This is a genomic window from Streptomyces venezuelae (assembly GCF_008642355.1).
Taxonomy (GTDB): domain Bacteria; phylum Actinomycetota; class Actinomycetes; order Streptomycetales; family Streptomycetaceae; genus Streptomyces; species Streptomyces venezuelae_B.
Map to the genome: position 1 here is coordinate 3,779,593 of NZ_CP029193.1, position 19,837 is coordinate 3,799,429.

At 69.8% G+C, this 19,837-nt stretch carries 21 protein-coding genes and 1 tRNA gene; 10 read left to right on the forward strand and 12 right to left on the reverse strand.

The genetic code is table 11. The features are described 5' to 3' along the window. The first annotated feature begins 11 nt into the window (after positions 1–11). Positions 12–1,409: a tyrosine-type recombinase/integrase gene (locus DEJ47_RS17415; RefSeq protein WP_150169410.1), complete on the forward strand. Its 1,398-nt coding sequence runs from the start codon at positions 12–14 to the stop codon at positions 1,407–1,409. Positions 1,410–1,455: 46 nt separating this feature from the next. Here DEJ47_RS17415 and DEJ47_RS17420 read toward each other — a convergent pair. Beyond that, positions 1,456–1,529 (reverse strand) — tRNA-Thr (locus DEJ47_RS17420). A gap of 217 nt (positions 1,530–1,746) precedes the next feature. Here DEJ47_RS17420 and DEJ47_RS17425 point away from each other — a divergent pair. From DEJ47_RS17425 to DEJ47_RS17435, 3 genes are all read left to right on the forward strand, one after another. Then, positions 1,747–2,883 (forward strand): ABC transporter ATP-binding protein, encoded by a 1,137-nt coding sequence (locus DEJ47_RS17425; RefSeq protein ID WP_150169412.1) that lies wholly within the window; start codon positions 1,747–1,749, stop codon positions 2,881–2,883. Between the two features lie 268 nt (positions 2,884–3,151). Next, positions 3,152–3,613, forward strand: coding sequence for a hypothetical protein (locus DEJ47_RS17430; RefSeq protein WP_150169414.1), 462 nt, complete (start codon positions 3,152–3,154; stop codon positions 3,611–3,613). Positions 3,614–3,649: 36 nt separating this feature from the next. After that, positions 3,650–4,369 carry an NDP-sugar synthase gene (locus DEJ47_RS17435; protein ID WP_150169416.1) on the forward strand — a complete coding sequence of 240 codons (720 nt, stop codon included), beginning with the start codon at positions 3,650–3,652 and terminating at the stop codon, positions 4,367–4,369. Between the two features lie 93 nt (positions 4,370–4,462). Here the strand turns inward: DEJ47_RS17435 and DEJ47_RS17440 are convergent, their stop codons facing one another. From DEJ47_RS17440 to DEJ47_RS17470, 7 genes are all read right to left on the reverse strand, one after another. Next, complete coding sequence (locus DEJ47_RS17440; protein ID WP_202456610.1) at positions 4,463–6,142, reverse strand: DoxX family membrane protein; 1,680 nt, start codon at positions 6,140–6,142, stop codon at positions 4,463–4,465. Between the two features lie 96 nt (positions 6,143–6,238). Then, positions 6,239–7,186, reverse strand: a complete 948-nt coding sequence (rlmB, locus tag DEJ47_RS17445) for a 23S rRNA (guanosine(2251)-2'-O)-methyltransferase RlmB (RefSeq protein ID WP_150169418.1) — start codon at positions 7,184–7,186, stop codon at positions 6,239–6,241. Positions 7,187–7,324: 138 nt separating this feature from the next. Beyond that, positions 7,325–8,728, reverse strand: coding sequence for a cysteine--tRNA ligase (gene cysS, locus DEJ47_RS17450; RefSeq protein ID WP_150169420.1), 1,404 nt, complete (start codon positions 8,726–8,728; stop codon positions 7,325–7,327). A gap of 80 nt (positions 8,729–8,808) precedes the next feature. Further along, the gene (locus DEJ47_RS17455) at positions 8,809–9,213 is read right to left on the reverse strand and encodes a PPOX class F420-dependent oxidoreductase (RefSeq protein WP_150169422.1); all 405 of its coding nucleotides are present in this window, start codon (positions 9,211–9,213) and stop codon (positions 8,809–8,811) included. A gap of 67 nt (positions 9,214–9,280) precedes the next feature. Then, positions 9,281–9,796: a 2-C-methyl-D-erythritol 2,4-cyclodiphosphate synthase gene (gene ispF / locus DEJ47_RS17460; protein ID WP_150169424.1), complete on the reverse strand. Its 516-nt coding sequence runs from the start codon at positions 9,794–9,796 to the stop codon at positions 9,281–9,283. Beyond that, positions 9,786–10,517 (reverse strand): 2-C-methyl-D-erythritol 4-phosphate cytidylyltransferase, encoded by a 732-nt coding sequence (gene ispD, locus DEJ47_RS17465; RefSeq protein WP_150169426.1) that lies wholly within the window; start codon positions 10,515–10,517, stop codon positions 9,786–9,788. Before ispD ends, ispF begins: the two co-directional genes overlap by 11 nt. Before the next feature lie 335 nt (positions 10,518–10,852). Next, positions 10,853–11,335 carry a CarD family transcriptional regulator gene (locus DEJ47_RS17470; protein ID WP_003953493.1) on the reverse strand — a complete coding sequence of 161 codons (483 nt, stop codon included), beginning with the start codon at positions 11,333–11,335 and terminating at the stop codon, positions 10,853–10,855. Between the two features lie 687 nt (positions 11,336–12,022). Here DEJ47_RS17470 and DEJ47_RS17480 point away from each other — a divergent pair. Further along, positions 12,023–12,763, forward strand: a complete 741-nt coding sequence (locus DEJ47_RS17480) for a copper chaperone PCu(A)C (RefSeq protein ID WP_150169427.1) — start codon at positions 12,023–12,025, stop codon at positions 12,761–12,763. A gap of 84 nt (positions 12,764–12,847) precedes the next feature. On the opposite strand, the gene DEJ47_RS17485 is transcribed toward DEJ47_RS17480, so the two are convergent. Both DEJ47_RS17485 and DEJ47_RS17490 read right to left on the reverse strand, forming a co-directional pair. Beyond that, a complete protein-coding gene (locus DEJ47_RS17485) occupies positions 12,848–13,528 on the reverse strand; it encodes a response regulator transcription factor (RefSeq protein ID WP_030682312.1) in 681 nt (226 codons plus the stop codon). Beyond that, positions 13,525–14,799, reverse strand: a complete 1,275-nt coding sequence (locus DEJ47_RS17490) for a sensor histidine kinase (RefSeq protein WP_150169428.1) — start codon at positions 14,797–14,799, stop codon at positions 13,525–13,527. Before DEJ47_RS17490 ends, DEJ47_RS17485 begins: the two co-directional genes overlap by 4 nt. Positions 14,800–15,072: 273 nt before the next feature. Here DEJ47_RS17490 and phoU point away from each other — a divergent pair, with 273 nt between their 5' ends. The 4 genes from phoU (at position 15,073) to DEJ47_RS17510 (ending at position 17,451) form a co-directional block, all read left to right on the forward strand. Continuing rightward, positions 15,073–15,756: a phosphate signaling complex protein PhoU gene (phoU, locus tag DEJ47_RS17495; protein ID WP_150169429.1), complete on the forward strand. Its 684-nt coding sequence runs from the start codon at positions 15,073–15,075 to the stop codon at positions 15,754–15,756. Positions 15,757–16,143: 387 nt separating this feature from the next. Then, positions 16,144–16,419, forward strand: a complete 276-nt coding sequence (locus DEJ47_RS17500) for a hypothetical protein (RefSeq protein ID WP_150169431.1) — start codon at positions 16,144–16,146, stop codon at positions 16,417–16,419. After that, entirely contained in the window at positions 16,416–17,051 is a 636-nt protein-coding gene (locus DEJ47_RS17505; RefSeq protein WP_223828394.1) for an HNH endonuclease signature motif containing protein, read from the forward strand. Before DEJ47_RS17500 ends, DEJ47_RS17505 begins: the two co-directional genes overlap by 4 nt. 184 nt (positions 17,052–17,235) lie before the next feature. Then, a complete protein-coding gene (locus tag DEJ47_RS17510) occupies positions 17,236–17,451 on the forward strand; it encodes a hypothetical protein (protein WP_150169433.1) in 216 nt (71 codons plus the stop codon). Between the two features lie 21 nt (positions 17,452–17,472). On the opposite strand, the gene DEJ47_RS17515 is transcribed toward DEJ47_RS17510, so the two are convergent. Next, complete coding sequence (locus DEJ47_RS17515) at positions 17,473–18,231, reverse strand: GntR family transcriptional regulator (RefSeq protein ID WP_150169435.1); 759 nt, start codon at positions 18,229–18,231, stop codon at positions 17,473–17,475. Positions 18,232–18,426: 195 nt separating this feature from the next. Between DEJ47_RS17515 and DEJ47_RS17520 the strand changes: the two genes are divergently transcribed. Then, a complete protein-coding gene (locus tag DEJ47_RS17520; protein WP_150169437.1) occupies positions 18,427–18,864 on the forward strand; it encodes an ATP-binding protein in 438 nt (145 codons plus the stop codon). A 111-nt stretch (positions 18,865–18,975) separates the two neighbouring features. On the opposite strand, the gene DEJ47_RS17525 is transcribed toward DEJ47_RS17520, so the two are convergent. Continuing rightward, positions 18,976–19,737 (reverse strand): phosphoglyceromutase, encoded by a 762-nt coding sequence (locus DEJ47_RS17525; RefSeq protein ID WP_062773105.1) that lies wholly within the window; start codon positions 19,735–19,737, stop codon positions 18,976–18,978. Between the last annotated feature and the right edge of the window lie 100 nt (positions 19,738–19,837).

Below are 19,837 nucleotides of genomic sequence, written 5' to 3' on the forward strand. Positions count from 1 at the left end.
TGGAGGCACGCATGAGCCCGCGCAGGGCCAACAACGAATCGTCCATCTACCGCGGCGACGACGGATGGTGGCACGGCCGCGTCACCATGGGCGTACTGCCTGACGGGAGCCCCGACCGCCGGCACCGCATGGCCCGCACCGAAGCCGCAGTCCGCCGCAAGGTCCGCGATCTGGAGAAGCTCCGCGACGAGGGACGCGCGACCAAAGCGGGCCGCAAGCCCACGGTCGGTCAGTGGATGGAGACCTACCTGACCGACATCGCCAGCCTGAAGCTGAAGCCGCGCTCCCTCGACGACTACTGGTCCAAGACCCGCAACGACATCATTCCCGGCGTCGGAAAGCACCGCATCGACAAGCTCGCTCCTGAGCACCTGGAACAGATGTACCGGGCGATGCTGGACGCCGGACGCGCCCCGTCACACGTGGTCAAGGTGCACCGCATCCTGTCGCGGGCCCTGAAGATCGCCCACCGCCGCCGGATGATCGGCGAGAACGTCGCCACCCTCGTGGACCCGCCCAGCATCGACGAGACCGAGACGAACCCGTTCAGCCAGGAAGAGGCCAAGGCATTCCTCGAAGCGGCGGCGAAACGCCCCACGTTCATGCGGTGGATCGTCGGGGTCGGCATGGGGTTCCGACAGGGCGAGACCCTGGGACTGCGCTGGCCGTACGTCGACCTGGAAGCCGAGCTGTTCCACCCCCGCTGGCAGCTCCAGCGGCTCACATGGCGGCACGGATGCAGCGACCCCCACGCCTGCGGAGCCCGCCGCCACCGCTTCGAGCCCTGCCCGCCGCACTGCGCCCAGCACAAGAACTACAAACGCGGCTGCCCCAAGCCCTGCACCACCACTTGCGTGAAGCACGCCAGCATCTGCCCCGAGCGCAAGGGCGGAGGCCTGGTCTTCACCCGCCCCAAGACCAAGAAGAGCACGAACCCCGTCCCGATCCCGCCTGCCTTCATCCCCTACCTGATCGCACACAAGGCCCAGCAAGACGAACTCCGGGAGGTGGCCGGCGAACTCTGGCAGGAGCACCAGGCCGTGTTCGCTCGCGCCGACGGACGCCCTATCGATCCCCGCGAGGACTGGGCGGAGTTCAAGGAACTACTCGCGGAGGCGGGCATCGACGACCGTCGCCTCTACGACGGAAGCCGCCACACCGCAGGCACGATCCTGAACGAGCTGGGCGTCGACATGCCCACAATCATGGAAATTCTCCGCCACACCCAGATCAGCCAAACCCGCCGCTACGTCAAGGGCCGCTCGCACCTCTCCAAGGACGCCATGCGCCGCATGGGAGACGCCTTCCTGCCTGCCCCGCAACCGGCCCCCGGACCCTCAACTGAGACTGGAACTGAGACTGAGGACCGCCGCGCGGCCCGATCCCGCCGCCGACGCCGCATCCGCTGAACAACAAAACCCCAGCTCAGAGACATCTGAGCTGGGGTTCGACAAGAGCCCCCTGTCGGATTCGAACCGACGACCTACGCATTACAAGTGCGTTGCTCTGGCCATCTGAGCTAAGGAGGCACACGCGCACGCCCGGCGGCAGCCGCACGTGCCCGTGCAGTGTAACCAACACCTCCCCCGACCCCGTCGAAAATTTCCTCGAAGGTCACAGCGGCGCGACTACTGACAGACCGCTGACCCCCGGGGTACGGTCACGAGCAGTTCACTCAGGTGGACTACACCACTCCCTCTACTCGGATCGTCCGGCACGTTCCTGCCGGTGAAGGGGGCCCTCACCATGGCCACTGTTACGTTCGACAAGGCGACCCGGATCTATCCGGGTGGCGACAAGCCCGCCGTCGACGGTCTCGACATCGAGATCGAGGACGGCGAGTTCCTCGTCCTCGTCGGTCCGTCCGGTTGCGGCAAGTCCACCTCGCTCCGCATGCTCGCGGGGCTCGAGGACGTGAACGCCGGCGCCATCCGCATCGGTGACCGCGACGTCACGCACCTGCCGCCGAAGGACCGGGACATCGCCATGGTGTTCCAGAACTACGCGCTGTACCCGCACATGACCGTCGCCGACAACATGGGCTTCGCGCTCAAGATCGCCGGTGTGAACAAGGCGGAGATCCGGCAGAAGGTCGAGGACGCGGCGAAGATCCTCGACCTCACCGAGTACCTCGGGCGCAAGCCGAAGGCCCTCTCCGGTGGTCAGCGTCAGCGTGTCGCCATGGGTCGGGCCATCGTGCGTGAGCCGCAGGTCTTCCTCATGGACGAGCCGCTGTCCAACCTCGACGCCAAGCTCCGTGTGAGCACCCGTACGCAGATCGCCAGCCTGCAGCGCAGGCTCGGCATCACCACCGTGTACGTCACGCACGACCAGGTCGAGGCCATGACCATGGGCGACCGCGTGGCCGTCCTGAAGGACGGGCTGCTGCAGCAGGTCGACTCGCCGCGCAACATGTACGACCGCCCGGCCAACCTCTTCGTCGCCGGCTTCATCGGCTCCCCCGCCATGAACCTCGTCGAGGTGCCGATCACCGATGGCGGTGTGAAGTTCGGGAACAGTGTCGTGCCGGTCAACCGGGAGGCGCTGAGCGCTGCCGCCGACCGTGGTGACCGTACCGTCACCGTCGGCGTCCGGCCCGAGCACTTCGACATCGTCGAACAGAACGGTGGCGCCGCGAAGTCCCTCTCCAAGGAGACCGAGGACGCCCCGGCCGGCCTCGCCGTGTCCGTGAACGTCGTCGAGGAGCTCGGCGCCGACGGTTACGTCTACGGCACCGCCGAGGTCGGCGGCGAGCAGAAGGACCTCGTCGTCCGCGTCAACGGCCGCCAGGTACCGGACAAGGGCGCGCAGCTGCACGTCGTGCCCCGTCCGGGTGAGACCCACGTGTTCTCCACCTCCACGGGCGAGCGCCTCAGCGACTGAGGCAGCCGGAAGCAACCGGAGGCAACCGGAAGCAGCCGGATCCAGGCCGCGAACGCCACGGTCCCGAAGGGCCCCGCACCCCGCGTGCGGGGCCCTTCGCGTACGCCCGTCCGCCACCACGAACCCCACCCCGTTGTCGACAAATACCCCGGCACATCGGTCATTTCGACGTTCCGGCGTCAACACCGCTCCAGAGGAAACCTCTTCCCTGTCGCTCGACCGGGTGACTAAATGTCGCCAAATCATCACCTAGCGCTACGCTCCTCGCGTGACGCACTCCGCCAACTACACCCAGAAGCCGCGCCGAGCCCACCGGGGCCCCGCCCGTCGCATCGGCCGCACGCTCGCTCTCGTCCTGCCCGTGATGCTGGTGCTTTCCGGGACCCTCGCGGTCACCAGCGTCAACTGGTCGGGGAACGCCTCGGACTCGATGCTCACCGCATCCGCCGACAACCTCTCCAAGCCCGCCAAGTCCCGCGCCCCGCAGGACGTCCTGCGCGACCGGCTCCTCCTGGAACTCCAGGAGAAGAACCCGGGCGTGGCGCTCACGCACCTCCAGCAGGAGGTGAACCGCCACCCGTCGCTCGCCCGGCACTGTGCCGCGCTGGCCCGCGCGCTCGGCCGTGCCGCCGTGCGGGTCTACGGCCCGACACGCGCCCAGTCGTACGCCAGGCCCGTCTGCGACACGTCCTTCGCCACGGGCGTGGCCGCGGCCCATCAGAAGGGCTGAGCGGCCGGCCGCGTACCGCCGCGTAGGGTTTCCGGCATGACCACGCTGAAGCCCACGCAGGCTGTCGTCCTGGCCGGTGGCCAGGGCTCCCGGCTCCGCCCGTACACCGACGACCGGCCCAAGCCGATGGTCGAGATCCCCGGCACGGGGACCCCGATCATCGGCCATCAACTTGCCTGGCTCGCCGAGGAAGGCGTGACGGATGCCGTCGTCTCCTGCGGCCACCTCGCCGAGGTCCTCCAGGAGTGGCTGGACTCCGCCGACCTGCCGTTGAACGTGACCACGGTCGTCGAGAAGGAGCCCCTGGGCCGCGGCGGCGGCCTCAAGTACGCCGCCCGGCACCTGCCGCACGCGGACCAGCCCTGGTACGCGACGAACGGCGACATCTGGACCCGCTTCTCGCTGCGCGACATGGCTGCCTTCCACGCCGAGCGCGACGCCACGGCCACCCTCGCCCTGGCCCGCCCCCGCATCCCGTGGGGCGCCGTCGAGACCGACGCGTTCGGCCACATCACGGACTTCGTCGAGGCTCCGCCGTCCCCGTACCTCATCAACGCGGGCGTGTACGTCTTCGCGGCCGAGTTCACCTCGCTCCTGCCGGACCTCGGCGACCACGAGCGCACCACGTTCCCGCGCCTGGCCCGCGCGAAGCGCCTCGCGGGCTTCCCACTGCCGCAGGGCGCCTACTGGCGCGCGATCGACACCGCGAAGGACCTCACCGAGGCCGCCAAGGAGCTCGCCGCGCAGGGCCGTTGACCCTGCCGCCCCAACGACTCCGGTACGTCGATGGGCCCCGCACACGCGCTGTGCGGGGCCCATCGACGTACGTACGCGTACCGGCGTCCTCGGTCAGCGGCCGAGCACACCGCCCAGCAGGCCGCCGGGCTGCTCGCCGCCCGAACCGCCCCCCGAACCACCGGACGCGTTGGTACCGCTCTGCGCGCCGCCCGAACCGCCGCTGGACGAGGGCCCCGCGGTCGTTCCCGCGGCCGGCTGCTGCTGCTGCGGCGCCGACTGCTGCGGCGGGGCCTGGCCCGCCGTGCTGCTGCCCTGCGTCTGGCTGGGCTGTCCGCCCGAACCGACCGTGCCGGTCTCGCGGGCCGTGCCCGGGGCCGTGGCGCCCTGCGTGGGGCTCGCTGAGCCGCGGCCCTGCGTCGGGGAGCTCGATGACGCGGACGGGCTCTGGGAGCGCTGCTTCTGCCGCTTCTTCGCGGGGTCCTGGGGAAGCGCGGAGCCCGGCAGTTCGTTGCGCGGGGCCTCGCCGGGGCCGGGCACGGTGACACGGTCCGCGTCCCGCACCGCGCCGCCCAGCATCGAGCCGATGAGCAGCGTCAGACCGATGACGATCCCGCCGATCAGACCGCCCCGCCGCAGCACGCGCCGCCGCAGGTCCCAGATGTCGGAGCGCGGCCCGAGCGTGCGCCACGCCTCACCGGCGAGGCGTCCGTCGACGGAGTAGACGGGTGCGCCCGCGATGATCAGCGGAGACCACGCGGCGAGGTAGATGATGTCGGGCGCGTCGTAGGCGGGGACGGTCTTCCAGCTGACGGTGACGATGAGCGCCGCCGAGAGCAGCACACCGACGGAGGCGGCGACCCGCTGCCAGAGCCCGAGGACCGTCAGAACGCCGACGACGACCTGGAGGAAGGCGATGCACAGGCCGGCGCCCACGGGGTGCTGGAGGGCGAAGTCGCGCAGTGGCTCGGCGAGCGCCCAGGGGTGCAGCGAGTTGAGCCACTTGACCATGGAGCCGCGCTGGCCGCCGTCGAAGTAGACGGGGTCGCAGAGCTTGCCCATGCCGGCGTAGATGGAGATGAACCCGAGGAAGACGCGCATCGGGAGCAGGACGACGCCGAGGTTCATGCGGCGGCCCGGGTAGTAGGCGTGCCGGACGGGGTCCGAGCCGTGCCTGCGCGCCCGCTGCGTGCCGCCTTCGTCGTCGTACGCGTCGTCGTCGGCGTCGTCGTAGCCGCGGTCGTCGTACTCCTGCTCGAGCCGCTCGTCGTAGTCGCTGCCGGGCAGCCGCATCTGCGGCAGCATCCGGGTGCCGGGTTCGGGGGTGCGCGGGCCGATGACGGCGGGCGTCTCGACGGTCTCCGGTCCTTCGTCGACGCCGACGCGGGGGATGACCTGGGTGGCGCCCGCGTCCTCCGCGCTGTTGTAGGGACCGGCCTCCTCGGCCGAACGGCGCACGCCGCCGCCGCGCACGGCCTGCAGCAGTCTGATGGCGCCCGTGTCGTCCGGGGCGGACTTCCCGCTCCAGACGACGGGCGCGCGGCGTTTGGCGGCCGCACCGGCCGCGGCGGCGGCGGGCATGCGTGCCGTCTCGTCGGGCATGCCCAAGTGCCGTGAGATACGCGGGGATTGAGTGCGCCCAGCGGCGGGAAGCTGCACGCGGAAACTCGCGTGATTGACGATGACCTGCGCCGGGTCGCTCGGCACCTTCACCATGCTCAGCGCGGGAGCATCGTCAAAACCTGACGAGCTTCCCCCAGTGGGAGTGCGGGGTGTTCTGGTGTCCACACTCATCTAACCGAGTGATGTGTGTTTAGGACACTGCCTTGACCATGGAGAAATGTCCGGACCGCGTCAAAAGATCACCGCGGCCCGGACATCCCCGGGGAATCAGGCGCGGCGCCGCGCCGCCTCGTACAGCACGACGCCCGCCGCGACACCGGCGTTCAGGGACTCCGCGCCACCCGGCATCGGAATCCGCACGCGGAAGTCGCAGGTCTCGCCGACGAGGCGCGAGAGGCCCTTGCCCTCGCTGCCGACGACGATGACGACGGGACCGGACAGCGCCTCCAGGTCACCGACCTCGTGCTCGCCGTCGGCGGCGAGGCCGACCACGGCGACGCCGGCCTTCTTGTACTGCTCCAGGGCGCGCGTCAGGTTCGTGGCGCGGGCGACCGGCGTCCGCGCGGCGGTGCCCGCGGACGTCTTCCACGCGCCGGCCGTCATACCGGCGGCGCGCCGCTCGGGCACGAGCACGCCGTGGCCGCCGAACGCGCAGACGGAGCGGACGACCGCGCCGAGGTTGCGCGGGTCCGTGACGCCGTCGAGGGCGACGATCAGCGGGTCCTGGCCCTCGTCGAACGCGGCGGCGACGAGGTCCTCCGGGTGCGCGTACTCGTACGGCGGGACCTGGAGCACGAGGCCCTGGTGGTTGAGGCCGTTCGTCATGCGGTCCAGCTCGGGGCGGGGCGCCTCCATCAGGTGGATGCCGCCGCGCTCGGCCGCGAGCTGCAGCGCCTCGCGGACCCGCTCGTCGTTGTCGATGAACTGCTGGACGTAGAGCGTGGAGGCGGGCACGCCGTCGCGCAGCGCCTCGAAGACCGGGTTGCGGCCGACGACCATCTCGGAGGTGCCCTTGCCGCCGCGCCCCTTGGGCGTGGCGGTGCGGCGGCCGACGGCCTTCTTGGCCTTGGCGTTGGCGATGCGGTTCTTCACATGCCCCTTGCGCATCTCGGCGGGCGGCGTCGGACCCTTGCCCTCCAGGCCGCGGCGCCGATTGCCGCCGCTGCCGACCTGCGCGCCCTTCTTGCCGGACATGCGGCGGTTGTTAGCGGCCATGACCTACCTGTCTGTCGTGATGCGTGGGCGCGTACGTGCGTACGCGCGCGGGTGTACGTCGGTGTACTGGGTGTACGTCTATGAAGTGTGCCGCCCGGAAGGCCGTAAGGCACATCCGGGCGGCACATCGGCTGTGGCCTAGCGCGGGCCGAGCGTCCAGCGGGGACCGGTCGGGCTGTCCTCGATGACGAGGCCCGACTGGTTGAGCTGGTCGCGGATCGCGTCGGCGGTGCCCCAGTCCTTGCGGGACCGGGCGGCCTCGCGCTGGTCGAGGACGAGTCGGACCAGGGTGTCGACGGCCCCGTGCAGGTCCTCGCCGCGGTCGGTCTCGCCGCCGGCCCAGTGCGGGTCGAGCGGGTCGAGGCCGAGGACGCCGAGCATGGCCCGCACCTCGGCGAGGCGTGCGACGGCGGCTTCCTTGTCGTCGGCGGCGAGGGCGGAGTTCCCCTGCCTGACCGTGGTGTGGACGATGGCGAGCGCCTGCGGGACGCCCATGTCGTCGTCCATGGCGTCGGCGAACGCGGGCGGGACCTGGGCGGCGGGCTCGACGACGCCGCCGGCCTTCTCCACGACGCGCTGCACGAAGCCCTCGATGCGGGCGAACGCGGACTCGGCCTCGCGCAGGGCCTCCTCGCTGTACTCGATCATCGAGCGGTAGTGCGGGGTGCCGAGGTAGTAGCGGAGCACGATGGGCCGCCACTGCTTGACCATCTCGCTCACGAGCACCGAGTTGCCCAGCGACTTGGACATCTTCTCGCCGCTCATGGTGACCCAGCCGTTGTGCACCCAGTAGCGCGCGAAGGTGTCACCGAAGGCCTTGGCCTGCGCGATCTCGTTCTCGTGGTGCGGGAAGATCAGATCGATCCCGCCCCCGTGAATGTCGAACTCTTCACCCAGGTACTTGTGGGCCATGGCCGAGCACTCCAGGTGCCAGCCGGGCCGGCCACGCCCCCAGGGCGTCTCCCAGCTCGGCTCGCCTTCCTTGGCCGCCTTCCACATGGCGAAGTCACGCGGGTCGCGCTTGCCGGTCTCGCCCTCGCCCGAGGGCTGGCGCAGATCGTCCAGGTCCTGGTTGGAGAGCTCCAGGTAGCCGGGGAAGGACCGCACGTCGAAGTAGACGTTGCCGTCGGCCTCGTAGGCGTGCCCGCGCTCGATGAGACCGCGCATCATCTCGACCATCTCGGTGATGTGGCCGGTGGCACGCGGCTCGTAGGTGGGCGGGAGGCAGCCGAGCGCGTCGTAACCGCTGTTGAACGCGCGCTCGTTCTCGTACCCGATGGCCCACCAGGGCCTGCCCTGCTCACCCGACTTCCGGATGATCTTGTCGTCGATGTCGGTCACGTTCCTGATGAACGTCACGTCGTAGCCGCGGTACGCGAACCAGCGGCGCATGATGTCGAAGTTCAGACCGGACCGGATGTGCCCGATGTGCGGGGCGGCCTGCACCGTGGCACCACAGAGGTAGATCGAGACACAGCCGTCGTTGAGGGGGCTGAAGTCACGGATCTGCCGGGCGCTGGTGTCGTACAGGCGAATCGTCACCACTCCAGGGTAGTGGGCGCGGGACAGTGCCCCACGCCCCCTGGCCCCACCGTGCACGGACTGTGACGTGAGGCCCGCCCTCAGATGCTCCCGACCACCTTCCGCGCGCTCACCCGGACCACGACCCGCTGGGAGTCGTTCTTCGAGGCCGGGTTGAACTCCGCGTACTTCTTGCCCGTGTACTTCAACGACAGCTCGTCGATGAGCTCCTGCCCGCCCTCCGTCGTCATCTCCGCCGTCCCACGGATCTCCGCGTACGTGTACGGCGCGTCGAAGGGCTGCACCAGCACCGTCACCCGCGGGTCCCGCCGCAGGTTCTTCTCCTTGCGCCGGCCGACCGTCGTCGAGAACAGCACATCGTCCCCGTCACGCTTCACCCAGACCGGGGACACCTGCGGACTCCCGTCCGGCTGAATGGTCGCGACGTTGATGAAGACCGGCGTGTCGAGCAGCGCTTTGAGGTCGTCGGAGAGTTGGGCGGACATGGCTCACTCCTTCGTGGGGCGTGCGGGGTTTGTCTGTACGAGGCATACGAATACCCCATTGCCCGCCCTACGACGACGTACGTACGACCAACGCGGTGGCGATCGCCGCCAGGCCGTCGCCGCGGCCCGGGAAGCCCAGGCCGTCGGTGGTGGCCCCGGAGACGGAGACCGGGGCGCCCGCCGCATCGGAGAGCACCTTCTGGGCCTCGTCCCTGCGCCTGCCGATCTTCGGGCGGTCGCCGATGACCTGGACGGCGACGTTGCCGATGGCGAAGCCGGCGTCCCTGACGATGCGGGCGGCCTCGGCGAGCAGGGTCAGGCCGGAGGCGCCGGACCACTCGGGGCGTCCGGTGCCGAAGTGGGCGCCGAGGTCGCCGAGGCCCGCCGCGGAGAACAGCGCGTTGCACGCGGCGTGCGCGACGACGTCGGCGTCGGAGTGCCCGGCCAGACCGGGGCCCTGGTCCTCCCACTTGAGGCCCGCACACCACAGCTCGCGGCCCTCTTCGAAGGCGTGGATGTCGGTGCCGATGCCCACCTGGGGGAGGAGGGCCCGCACCTGTGCCTCATCGGTCTCAGAAGCCATCGTTCGCCCTCCTCCGGGCCAGGACCGCCTCCGCGAGCACGAGGTCCAGGGGACGCGTCACCTTGAACGCCTCCTCGTGGCCCGGCACGCACACGACCGGCAGCCCCAGCTGCTCGACCATGCCGGCGTCGTCCGTCACCTGTCCGGTGACGCTCTCGTGGGCGCGTACGAGCGTCGCGCGGTCGAAGCCCTGCGGGGTCTGCACGGCGCGCAGCCGGGCGCGCTCGGGCGTGGCGACGACGGGCTCGGGCGCGTCCTGCTCCGCCGCGGGCTCGACCTGCTTGACCGTGTCGGAGAGCGGGAGCGCGGGGACGACGGCGGGAGCCCCGTCGCGCACGGCCTCGATGACGCCGTCGACCGTGTCGACCGGCACGAGCGGGCGGGCCGCGTCGTGCACGAGCACGATGTCGAAGCCGGGCGGCAGCGCGTCCAGGCCGGCCCGCACGGACTCCTGGCGGCTCTCCCCGCCGGGCACGACGAGGAAGTCGGTCCGCTCGGGCAGCGCGTGGTCGTCGAGGAGGGTCTTGACCGCGGCGGCGCCGTCCGGGGGCGCCACGACGACGACGAGGGAGACGGCGCGGGACTCCGCCATGGCGCGCACGGCGTGGATCAGCATCGGGGTGCCGTTCAGCGCGCGAAGCGCTTTGGGGGCGCCCGGGCCGAGGCGCACGCCCCGCCCAGCCGCGGGAATGACCACCGCGGTACGGGATTCGCTAGACATCGGTTCCGTTCAGGTTTGTGTGCTCGGCCGACGTGGGTATGGCCACACCGTGCCGGGCGGGACGGACGCCTTGACCGGACCCTTCCGTGACATTCGGTCGAGTCAGCCGCAAGAGCCCGGCACGCCAGTAACGGCCCTTCGGGGTCGCCCCACCACATCGGCCCGGGTACGAATCAGCCTGGGTACGAAGACTGGGAATGGCTGGGTACGAGGACTGGGTACGAACATGCCGCAGCGCCCGGCGACTCCATGAAGGGTCAGCGGGCACCGCGGCATTGCTGCGCCTGGTCGACGCGTTGGCTCCGAGGCATGACGTGCGCCTCGGGCCGTCCGCGTCAGGACGCGAGGACCTCGTCCAGCAGGGCCTCGGCCTTGTCCTCGTTCGTGTTCTCCGCGAGGGCGAGTTCGCTCACCAGGATCTGGCGGGCCTTGGCGAGCATGCGCTTCTCACCGGCCGACAGTCCACGCTCGCGCTCCCGACGCCACAGGTCACGGACGACTTCCGCGACCTTGATGACATCGCCGGAGGCGAGCTTCTCGAGATTTGCCTTGTAGCGGCGCGACCAGTTCGTGGGCTCTTCTGCGTACGGCGCGCGCAGTACTTCGAAGACCCGGTCGAGGCCGTCCTGCCCGACCACATCACGCACGCCGACGAACTCCGCATTGTCCGCTGGCACACGCACCGTCAGGTCGCCCTGGGCGACCTTCAGCACCAAGTAGGTCTTGTCCACGCCTTTGATCTGGCGAGTTTCGATGGCCTCGATCAGCGCGGCCCCGTGATGGGGATAGACCACGGTGTCGCCAACCTTGAACGTCATGTGACAGGTACCCCTTCCGTGGCTATCCATCCTAACACGAGAATCGCCTCTTCTGAATGGCGTTTTCGCAGGTCAGGGCATATCTCGGGGCTTGACAACAGCAACAAGAACGTGCTGCGGAGGGCCTCCGGAACGGGGTATTCGCAGGTCGGAGCGGCTCTCCGGGGAGCCGGAAACGCCCCCGTCGCGCGCCCCCCGAGGGCACCCGAAGAGGCTGAACGTCCCGGTTTGCGAGGTTCCAAGCGGTGAACTTCCGATACTCCGTTCGGTGGCCGGAGAGATGTGCTGAGTGACGTCCGACGCGTTTCCTGAATTGATCAAGCAGTCGGATGATCAATTCTCCGGACCCGCCCCCGGACCGCCCTCCGTACCGTCGTGCATTCCTTACGGAAAATCCGCAAGGCGTGACAGTAAGACGTGGCAGTCGGTCTCTCGACCGCGCTAATGCGAAAACGGGCCGAGGGCGCATTGGGGTGACGGGAGCGCGGAGGCGCCGCCGGGCGCCCGGCGCGTCTCGTGCGGCGCCCGTCCCGGGTGCGCGTGTGCCGTCCCGTGCACTAAGGGGCGGGTCGGGTGCGGCCCGGCGGGAACGGCTCGGTAATCTAAGCGCGCTGACACACCCTTAGGACGGCTTTACGGCCGCCCGCCCCGTCCTGTACCGCCCACGTTCAAGGAGTTGCCGCCGCCGTGAGCCGCAGCCTTCGACGCGGCGCCCTCGCCGCCACCGCCCTCGCGTTCTCGCTCGCCTCGCTCACCGCGTGCGCCGCAGGCAACAACGCACAGACGATGGAGGTCAAGCCGGACAACGCCGCGACCTCCGTCGGCGACATCAAGATCCAGAACGCCATGGTCATCACGCAGCCGGACCTGGAGTCGACCGGTCCCGCCGTGGTCTCCGCGACGATCTTCAACGCCGGTGACAAGGCCCAGACCCTGAACTCCATCAAGGTCGACGGCACCGACAAGAGCGCCAAGCTCACGCGCGGCAAGGACGACAAGGACTCCAAGCCGAACGGTCCGCTGACCATCCCGGCCGGCGGCTCCATCGTCATCGGCGGCAAGGACAACGCCTCGGCGGTCCTGTCCGGCAGCCGCGAGGCGGTCAAGGACGGCAACGCGCAGCCCATCACCTTCTCCTTCAGCGCGACCGGCGACGTGAAGATGGAAGCGTTCGTCGTGCCGGCCGACAGCTACTTCTCCAAGTGGGGGCCGAGCCGGCTGCCGCAGTCGCCGGACGGCAAGCCGGCCAGGCCCGGGAAGTCCGGCAAGCCGCAGGAGCCCTCCACGGGCGCCTCCGGGGCCGCCACCGGCCCGTCCGGCAAGCCCTCCGGCAAGCCGTCGGGCAACGCGTCCTCGGACGCCGCGAACCACGGTGCGGGCACGGACACGGGTGCGGAGAACGGCACCGGGACCGGCGCCGAGCACTGACCGACGTACGAGCGACGTACGAGCACGAAGAAGGGCGGGACCTCATCGAGGGCCCGCCCTTCCTCATGTCCTGCCTGCCGCCGTCTACGGCTCGAACTTGTAGCCCAGGCCGCGGACCGTCACCAGGTAGCGCGGCGCCCCCGGGTCCGGCTCGATCTTGGCGCGCAGGCGCTTCACGTGGACGTCGAGGGTCTTGGTGTCCCCCACGTAGTCCGCGCCCCAGACGCGGTCGATGAGCTGCATGCGGGTCAGTACGCGGCCCGCGTTGCGCAGCAGCATCTCCAGGAGGTCGAACTCCTTCAGGGGCAGGTCGACCTTGGAGCCGGAGACGGTGACCACGTGGCGGTCGACGTCCATCCGGACCGGGCCCGCCTCCAGCGCCTGCGGGGTGACCTCCTCCGGCTCGCCTCGGCGGCGCAGCACCGCGCGGATGCGGGCGACCAGCTCGCGGGAGGAGAAGGGCTTGGTGACGTAGTCATCGGCTCCTATCTCCAGACCGACGACCTTGTCGATCTCGCTGTCCTTGGCGGTCACCATGATCACCGGGACGTTGGAGCGGCTGCGCAGCTGGCGGCAGACCTCGGTGCCGGGCAGGCCCGGCAGCATCAGGTCGAGCAGGACGAGGTCGGCGCCGTTGCGCTCGAATTCGTCGAGGCCGTCCGGGCCCGTTGCCGCGATGGCGACTTCGAAACCCTCCTTGCGGAGCATGTAGGACAGGGCGTCGCTGAAGGATTCCTCGTCCTCGACGACGAGCACACGGGTCACGGAAGGACCTCCGGGGCAGGAATGGGTTCGTACGTGGTGGTCGCGGCGGTCTCGGTGCCGTCGCCGGGCGAGGTGGTCCCGTCGTCGGGTCCCCCGCCGTGACCTGATCCGCGGTCGCGGTGTGCGGCCGCCTCGGGCAGCCGCAGGGTGAACGTGGAGCCCTGACCCTCGGAGCTCCACACGGTGACCTCCCCGCCGTGCGAGGCGGCCACGTGCTTGACGATGGCGAGACCGAGGCCGGTGCCGCCGGTGGCCCGGGAGCGGGCCGGGTCGACGCGGTAGAAGCGCTCGAAGATGCGTTCCTTGTCCTTGTCGGAGATGCCGATGCCCTGGTCGGTGACGGCGACCTCGATCAGGTCCCCTCCCGGTGCCGCGACCCTCCGGGCGGCGATGCCCACGCGCGTGCGGGCGGGCGAGTAGTTCACGGCGTTCTCGACGAGGTTGCCGAGGGCCGCGGCGAGCTGGCCGCGGTTGCCCCATATCTGGAGGTCGGCGGTGCCGCCCGAGGCCATGGTGATCTGCTTGTGGGAGGCCTGGTGGCGGCTGCGGTCGATCGCTTCCGCCACCAGTTCGTCGACGCGGACGGGTTCGGCGTCCTCCAGCGGGTCGTCGTTCTGCACCCGGGAGAGGTCGATGAGTTCCTGGACGAGGTTGGTCAGGCGGGTCGCCTCGATCTGCATGCGGCCCGCGAAGCGCTCGACGGCCTCCGGGTCGTCCGAGGCGTCCATGACGGCTTCGGAGAGCAGCGAGAGAGCCCCCACCGGGGTCTTCAGCTCGTGGCTCACGTTCGCGACGAAGTCGCGCCGTACGGCCTCGATGCGGCGGGCCTCGGTGAGGTCCTCCACGAGGAGCAGCACGAGCCGGGAGCCCAGCGGCGCCACCCGCGCGGAGACCGCGAGGGCCTCGCCGCGGCCGGTGCCGCGCCTCGGCAGGTCCAGCTCGACCTGGCGTATCTCGCCGTCGCGGCGGGTGTCGCGGGCCATCTGCAGCATCGGTTCGACGGCGAGCTTCCCGCCGCGTACGAGTCCGAGCGCGTACGCCGCCGAGCTCGCCTTGACCACGCTGTCGGCCTCGTCGAGGACGACCGCGGAGGAGCGGAGCACGGAGAGCACCGTGTCGACGCCGGGCGGCAGTACAGGGTCGGTGTGCAGGGAGGTCCGGGTGGGGCGTTTCTGGTCGCGCTCGCTCCATCGGAACGCCAGCATGGCGATGACGCCGGTGCACACCCCGGCGATCGCTGCCGCTGCGGCGACCGCCGCGTTCACGTCCATGCCTCAAGGTTATGCGCCGCGTAAGAGCCGGTCACAGCCGTACGGGTGCTCGCTCGAACAGTCGTCGCCCAGAGTTCACCGTGGGGACGGTGCCGGTTCACTTCCCCCCGGCGGTCCGGGGGACGGCTGATCAAGGAGGTGGTCCCGCGTCGCCCACAGTTCACCTTGATGACGGTGGCGATTCACGTGGGGTGCCGGAAACGGACGCGTCCGGGCCGCACCGTGGGAGCGTAGGGGCCAGCCCCCTGAGACGTACGAGAGAGGGACAGCCACATGCGGGACGCGTACCACGAGGAACTTGACTCGATCGGCGACAGCCTGGTCGAGATGGCCCGCCTCGTCGGGTCCGCGATCGGGCGCGCCACGACGGCCATGCTCGACGCCGACCTGAAGATGGCGGAGAGCGTGATCGCCGCCGACCAGAAGGTCGACGATCTGCAGCATGACCTTGAGGCGCGTGCGATAGCCCTGCTGGCGCGCCAGCAGCCGGTCGCCACGGATCTGCGCATCGTGGTCACCTCGCTGCGCATGAGCGCCGACCTGGAGCGCTCGGGCGACCTCGCCCAGCACGTCGCGAAGCTGGCGAGGCTCCGCTTCCCCGACTCGGCGGTGCCGCGGGACCTGCACGCGACGATCCTGGAGATGGGCCAGCTCGCGCAGCGCCTGATGGCGAAGGCGGCGGAGGTCATCATCACCAAGGACGTCGACCTGGCGCTCCAGCTGGAGCAGGACGACGACGAGATGGACCAGCTGCACCGCACGCTGTTCCAGCACCTGATGGACGACCGCTGGAAGCACGGCATCGAGACGGCCGTCGACGTGACGCTCCTAGGCCGCTACTACGAGCGCTTCGCGGACCACGCGGTGTCGGTGGCGAAGCGGGTCGTGTACCTGGTGACGGGTGAGCACGCGGACGAGATACAGCCTGCGGGGCAGGCGCCGGTGGAGGGCGCGTAGCTCTCTGCCTTGCCGTGTGTGCCCCGCTGGCGTGTGTGCCCCGCGCGATGTCAGGTTGTCGCGCGGGGCACGCCCGGCTCTGCCCGTTCGGCGGGGCCGGCGCGACGGGTCAGCCGCAACCGCCGCCGCACTGGCAGGAACCGCCCGACTGGCAGCCGCAGCTGCAGCCCGGACCGCATCCGCAGGCGCTGAGCGGGACCTCGGGAACGTATTGACGCGTGGGGGACTCGGCCATGGTCTCCTCCTCGAAGGCGTACGACGTACTGCCTGACGCCCATTTCATGCCCACGGGGGCGGGGCGCATCAACGGCGCACACGCGCGCGTGTGCGTGCGGATCTTTGTGGGAACCCGCGTGCGACGGGGCCGGCACGCGCGACCATCCATCCATGCCCGAGAAGAAACAACGGAGCAGGAAAAGCCGGAAGTCGAGCGGCGGCAGAGTCCCGACGCGAGCGGTCGACCAGAAGGCGGTCCTGCTCTACCACGACATGGCGGTGTACGAGAACTTCGAACGCTGCGCCCGCCGCGTCTTCGAAGTCCTGGGGAACGCGGAAGCCAGGATGCCCGGCAAGCCCCGTCTCCTCCTTCTCAGGGTGCAGGGCCACCGCAATGACGCCGGTGGCCGGACCCCGGTTCGGACGCGGGCTTCTGGTACGACGTGACCCTCCTCCCCCTCCGCCCGCGCGGGACGACGGAGAACGCGAGGAAGCCGCCGCCGAAGCTCGCGGTGATGGCCGACTACCTGGGGATGGACCCGGCGTGCCTGATCTGCTGGGGCACGCCTGTGGACCGCGCCCACGCGGTCCCCACTTCGCTCGGCGGCTCCATGGACGTCCGCAACTTCGCCCTGCTCTGCCCGGACCATCACCGCCAGGCACCCGACATCGCCGACGCGGAGGCGTTTTGGGCGTGGGTGGACTACGCGGAGATCAGGGACTCGGGCAGCAAGTGGACGGGGGCGGCACCGGAGGTCCAGGAGTGGGTGCGCGCACACGGCGGCAGGACGGAGCAGAAGGACCGCGAGGACATCGAGTTCCTGGCCGCCGTACGGTTCGAGCTCCAGCATCTGTACGGCTGGGCCGACGCGGACTTCGAGCACATGTCCTGGGACCCTCTCCAGGAGTACCACCAGGTCCTGGAGGCGGCGACGGGCAGGCACTTCGGGGTGGAGAAGAAGGTCGCCACGCACGCGTGGACGTATCACATCGCGAGGCGCCGGCTGGCGAAGCTCAAGGGCGAGACGGGCCCGATGCCGTCCGACCACCCGTGGACGGGAATCTGGCCGGTCCCTTGATCCTCGGCTCGGGGAACGATCGAGGTTCAACCCAGTCCGACCTGCGAACCGCTTGAGCTGCGCATCGATTCGGCCCCCAGGGAGCACATTGTTGCCAACCACAGGTAATCGGGCGGCCACGGCGCGGAGTTCTGGGTTAAACAGGAAGGCCGGGACGTCACTTCACGTGCAGGGGGCCTGGCCGATGGTGCTGACGATCAACGTTGCGGTGCTCCTGGCCGTCATCCTCTTCTTCCTGCTGCGCCGCAAGGTGCAGGCCAGGAGCCGGGGCGACCAGATGGTGACGGTGGCGCTCGCGGTGGCGTTCGGAGTGGTGGTCGCCCCGACGGACTTCGGCCAGAGCATCCTGAACGCGGTGGGGCAACTCGCGGAGGGCATCACGGATTCGGGGTCGCCGTGAACGTCTTCGTAAGGGGTTCGGTCATGCGTCGAAGTCGTACTCCAGGACGTACGAGGCGGCGTCCAGCGTCATTTCGTTGACCTCGACGGGGCGGCCTTTGGCTGTGAAGGCCGTGCGGCAGATGAGGATGACAGGGGTACCCTCCGACATGCTCAGGCGCGCCACCTCATCCTTCGACGGCATGCGTGAGCGGATCTCTTCGCGGAAATGCACCGGCTTGTGGCCGAGATCGGCGAGCCGGGCGTATGTTCCGCCCTCCCCGGTGTCCTCTTGGGTGATCTCGGACCCGGCGACCACGGGCATGGGCAGGTAGCTCGTCGCGAGCAGGACGGGCTTGCCGTCCAGGACGAAACGTCGGCGCCTCACGCACGCCGGTTCGTCGGCAGCCAACTCCAGGACCGCACCGATGCGTTCGGGCGCGGTCTCCTCGGACACGGTGACCTGGTCCACCTCGAGCGAGCGGTTCCCGATGTCCGCCGACCAGATGGAGCGGCCGTTGCCCCACTGCTGCTCGGCCAGCCGCTGGATCCCTCGACGCCGCAGCGGGCGAAAGCTGCGGACGAACACACCGGCACCCTTACGGGCCTCAGCGAGGCCCTCGTCCCGAAGGACACCCAGGGCCTGGCGTGCCGTCATGCGGGCGACGCCGTGGGCGGCCATGAGGTCGTTCTCACCCGGCAGCCGATCACCAGGACTGTACTGGCCCGCCTGGATCGCCTCGCGCAAAGTGTCGGCGATTCGCTGGTACTTGGGCCGAGGGCCGTCTTCGGTATGGGCCATCCCGCAGGTCTCCTCCCGCTCATCTCTAGACACCTTAGGTCACAGGTTGGGCGTTCGTTCGCTGCGAGTAGTCACCGGCGCAGTCGCCCGACCCTTCCCGCGTTTTCGATTGACGTCTCTAGAGATGTCACCCAGAGTGAGCTGTATAGAGAGGTCGAGCGGCCAGACCTCGGGAGCGAGAGGCGCGGGACGCTGATGACCTACACGATCGACCGCAATCCCTGCGAAGAGTCGCCGCGTCTCGGCGCGATGACCTTGCACCCCGTCGCGGAGTCCGTTCCTCGGGCGCGGCGCTGGTTCCGGAAGTTCATCGCTCCCTACAATCCCGCCTGCTCCATCCACGACTGCGTCCTGATGATCTCGGAACTCGTGACCAACGCCGTCGTCCACGGCAGGTCGGACGAGCCCTGGGTCGTCCGGGTGGAGTGGTTCCGCGAGAGTGGCTCCCTTCGGGTCAAGGTGCACAACCCGGGACTCCCGGAGAATGTGCGGCTCAGGCACCCGGACGCCGGCGACGCGCATGGCCGCGGGCTGCTCCTCGTCGACTCCGTCGCCGACTCCTGGCACGCCGGACCCAGCCGCTTCGGCGGAACGGTGGTCTCTTTCCGGATGGCCGAGGCTTGGCCGTCCTGAGGACCCACTGGTCCGGCCGCTACGACACATGGGACGACCCGCGGACACATGCAAGCCCCCGGCCTGAAGACAAAGCCGGGGCCGGGGGCTACATGTGCTTACGCCGTCGGGCTACTTCTTCTTGCCCTGGTTCTTGACCGCCTCGATCGCCGCCTTCGCGGCCTCCGGGTCGAGGTAGGTGCCGCCCGGGTTCAGGGGCTTGAAGTCGGCGTCCAGCTCGTAGGAGAGGGGGATGCCCGTGGGGATGTTCAGGCCCGCGATGTCGGCGTCGGAGATGCCGTCCAGGTGCTTGACCAGGGCGCGGAGGCTGTTGCCGTGGGCCGCGACCAGGACCGTCCTGCCGGTCAGGAGGTCGGGGACGATGCCGTCGAACCAGTACGGGAGCATGCGGACGACGACGTCCTTCAGGCACTCCGTCTGGGGGCGCAGCTCCGGCGGGAGCGTCGCGTAGCGCGGGTCCGAGAACTGGGAGTACTCGGCGTCGCGGTCCAGCGCCGGCGGCGGCGTGTCGTACGAGCGGCGCCACAGCATGAACTGCTCCTCGCCGAACTCGGCGAGCGTCTGGGCCTTGTCCTTGCCCTGCAAAGCGCCGTAGTGGCGCTCGTTCAGGCGCCAGCTGCGGTGGACCGGGATCCAGTGGCGGTCAGCCGATTCGAGGGCCAGCTGCGCGGTGCGGATCGCGCGCTTCTGGAGCGACGTGTGGACCACGTCGGGGAGCAGGCCGGCGTCCTTGAGCAGCTCACCGCCGCGGACCGCCTCCTTCTCGCCCTTCTCGTTGAGGTTGACGTCCACCCAGCCGGTGAACAGGTTCTTCGCGTTCCATTCGCTCTCGCCGTGGCGGAGGAGGATCAGCTTGTACGGTGCGTCGGCCATGCCTCTGAGCGTAATCGAACCTCCGGGCGCCTCGCGCGCGCGGACCAGGGGTGGACCGGAGGAACGTGCGGGGCCGCGACAGTTGACGGGGGTTGTCAAT

Bases quoted from the DNA above. Each gene is read 5' to 3' on its own strand.
- DEJ47_RS17415 (WP_150169410.1), top strand. From the start codon at position 12: ATGAGCCCGCGCAGGGCCAACAACGAATCGTCCATCTACCGCGGCGAC.
- DEJ47_RS17425 (WP_150169412.1), top strand. From the start codon at position 1,747: ATGGCCACTGTTACGTTCGACAAGGCGACCCGGATCTATCCGGGTGGC.
- DEJ47_RS17435 (WP_150169416.1), top strand. From the start codon at position 3,650: ATGACCACGCTGAAGCCCACGCAGGCTGTCGTCCTGGCCGGTGGCCAG.
- DEJ47_RS17440 (WP_202456610.1), bottom strand. From the start codon at position 6,142: ATGAGTGTGGACACCAGAACACCCCGCACTCCCACTGGGGGAAGCTCG.
- rlmB (WP_150169418.1), bottom strand. From the start codon at position 7,186: ATGGCCGCTAACAACCGCCGCATGTCCGGCAAGAAGGGCGCGCAGGTC.
- DEJ47_RS17455 (WP_150169422.1), bottom strand. From the start codon at position 9,213: ATGTCCGCCCAACTCTCCGACGACCTCAAAGCGCTGCTCGACACGCCG.
- ispF (WP_150169424.1), bottom strand. From the start codon at position 9,796: ATGGCTTCTGAGACCGATGAGGCACAGGTGCGGGCCCTCCTCCCCCAG.
- ispD (WP_150169426.1), bottom strand. From the start codon at position 10,517: ATGTCTAGCGAATCCCGTACCGCGGTGGTCATTCCCGCGGCTGGGCGG.
- DEJ47_RS17470 (WP_003953493.1), bottom strand. From the start codon at position 11,335: ATGACGTTCAAGGTTGGCGACACCGTGGTCTATCCCCATCACGGGGCC.
- DEJ47_RS17490 (WP_150169428.1), bottom strand. From the start codon at position 14,799: ATGGACGTGAACGCGGCGGTCGCCGCAGCGGCAGCGATCGCCGGGGTG.
- phoU (WP_150169429.1), top strand. From the start codon at position 15,073: ATGCGGGACGCGTACCACGAGGAACTTGACTCGATCGGCGACAGCCTG.
- DEJ47_RS17500 (WP_150169431.1), top strand. From the start codon at position 16,144: ATGCCCGAGAAGAAACAACGGAGCAGGAAAAGCCGGAAGTCGAGCGGC.
- DEJ47_RS17510 (WP_150169433.1), top strand. From the start codon at position 17,236: ATGGTGCTGACGATCAACGTTGCGGTGCTCCTGGCCGTCATCCTCTTC.
- DEJ47_RS17515 (WP_150169435.1), bottom strand. From the start codon at position 18,231: ATGGCCCATACCGAAGACGGCCCTCGGCCCAAGTACCAGCGAATCGCC.
- DEJ47_RS17520 (WP_150169437.1), top strand. From the start codon at position 18,427: ATGACCTACACGATCGACCGCAATCCCTGCGAAGAGTCGCCGCGTCTC.
- DEJ47_RS17525 (WP_062773105.1), bottom strand. From the start codon at position 19,737: ATGGCCGACGCACCGTACAAGCTGATCCTCCTCCGCCACGGCGAGAGC.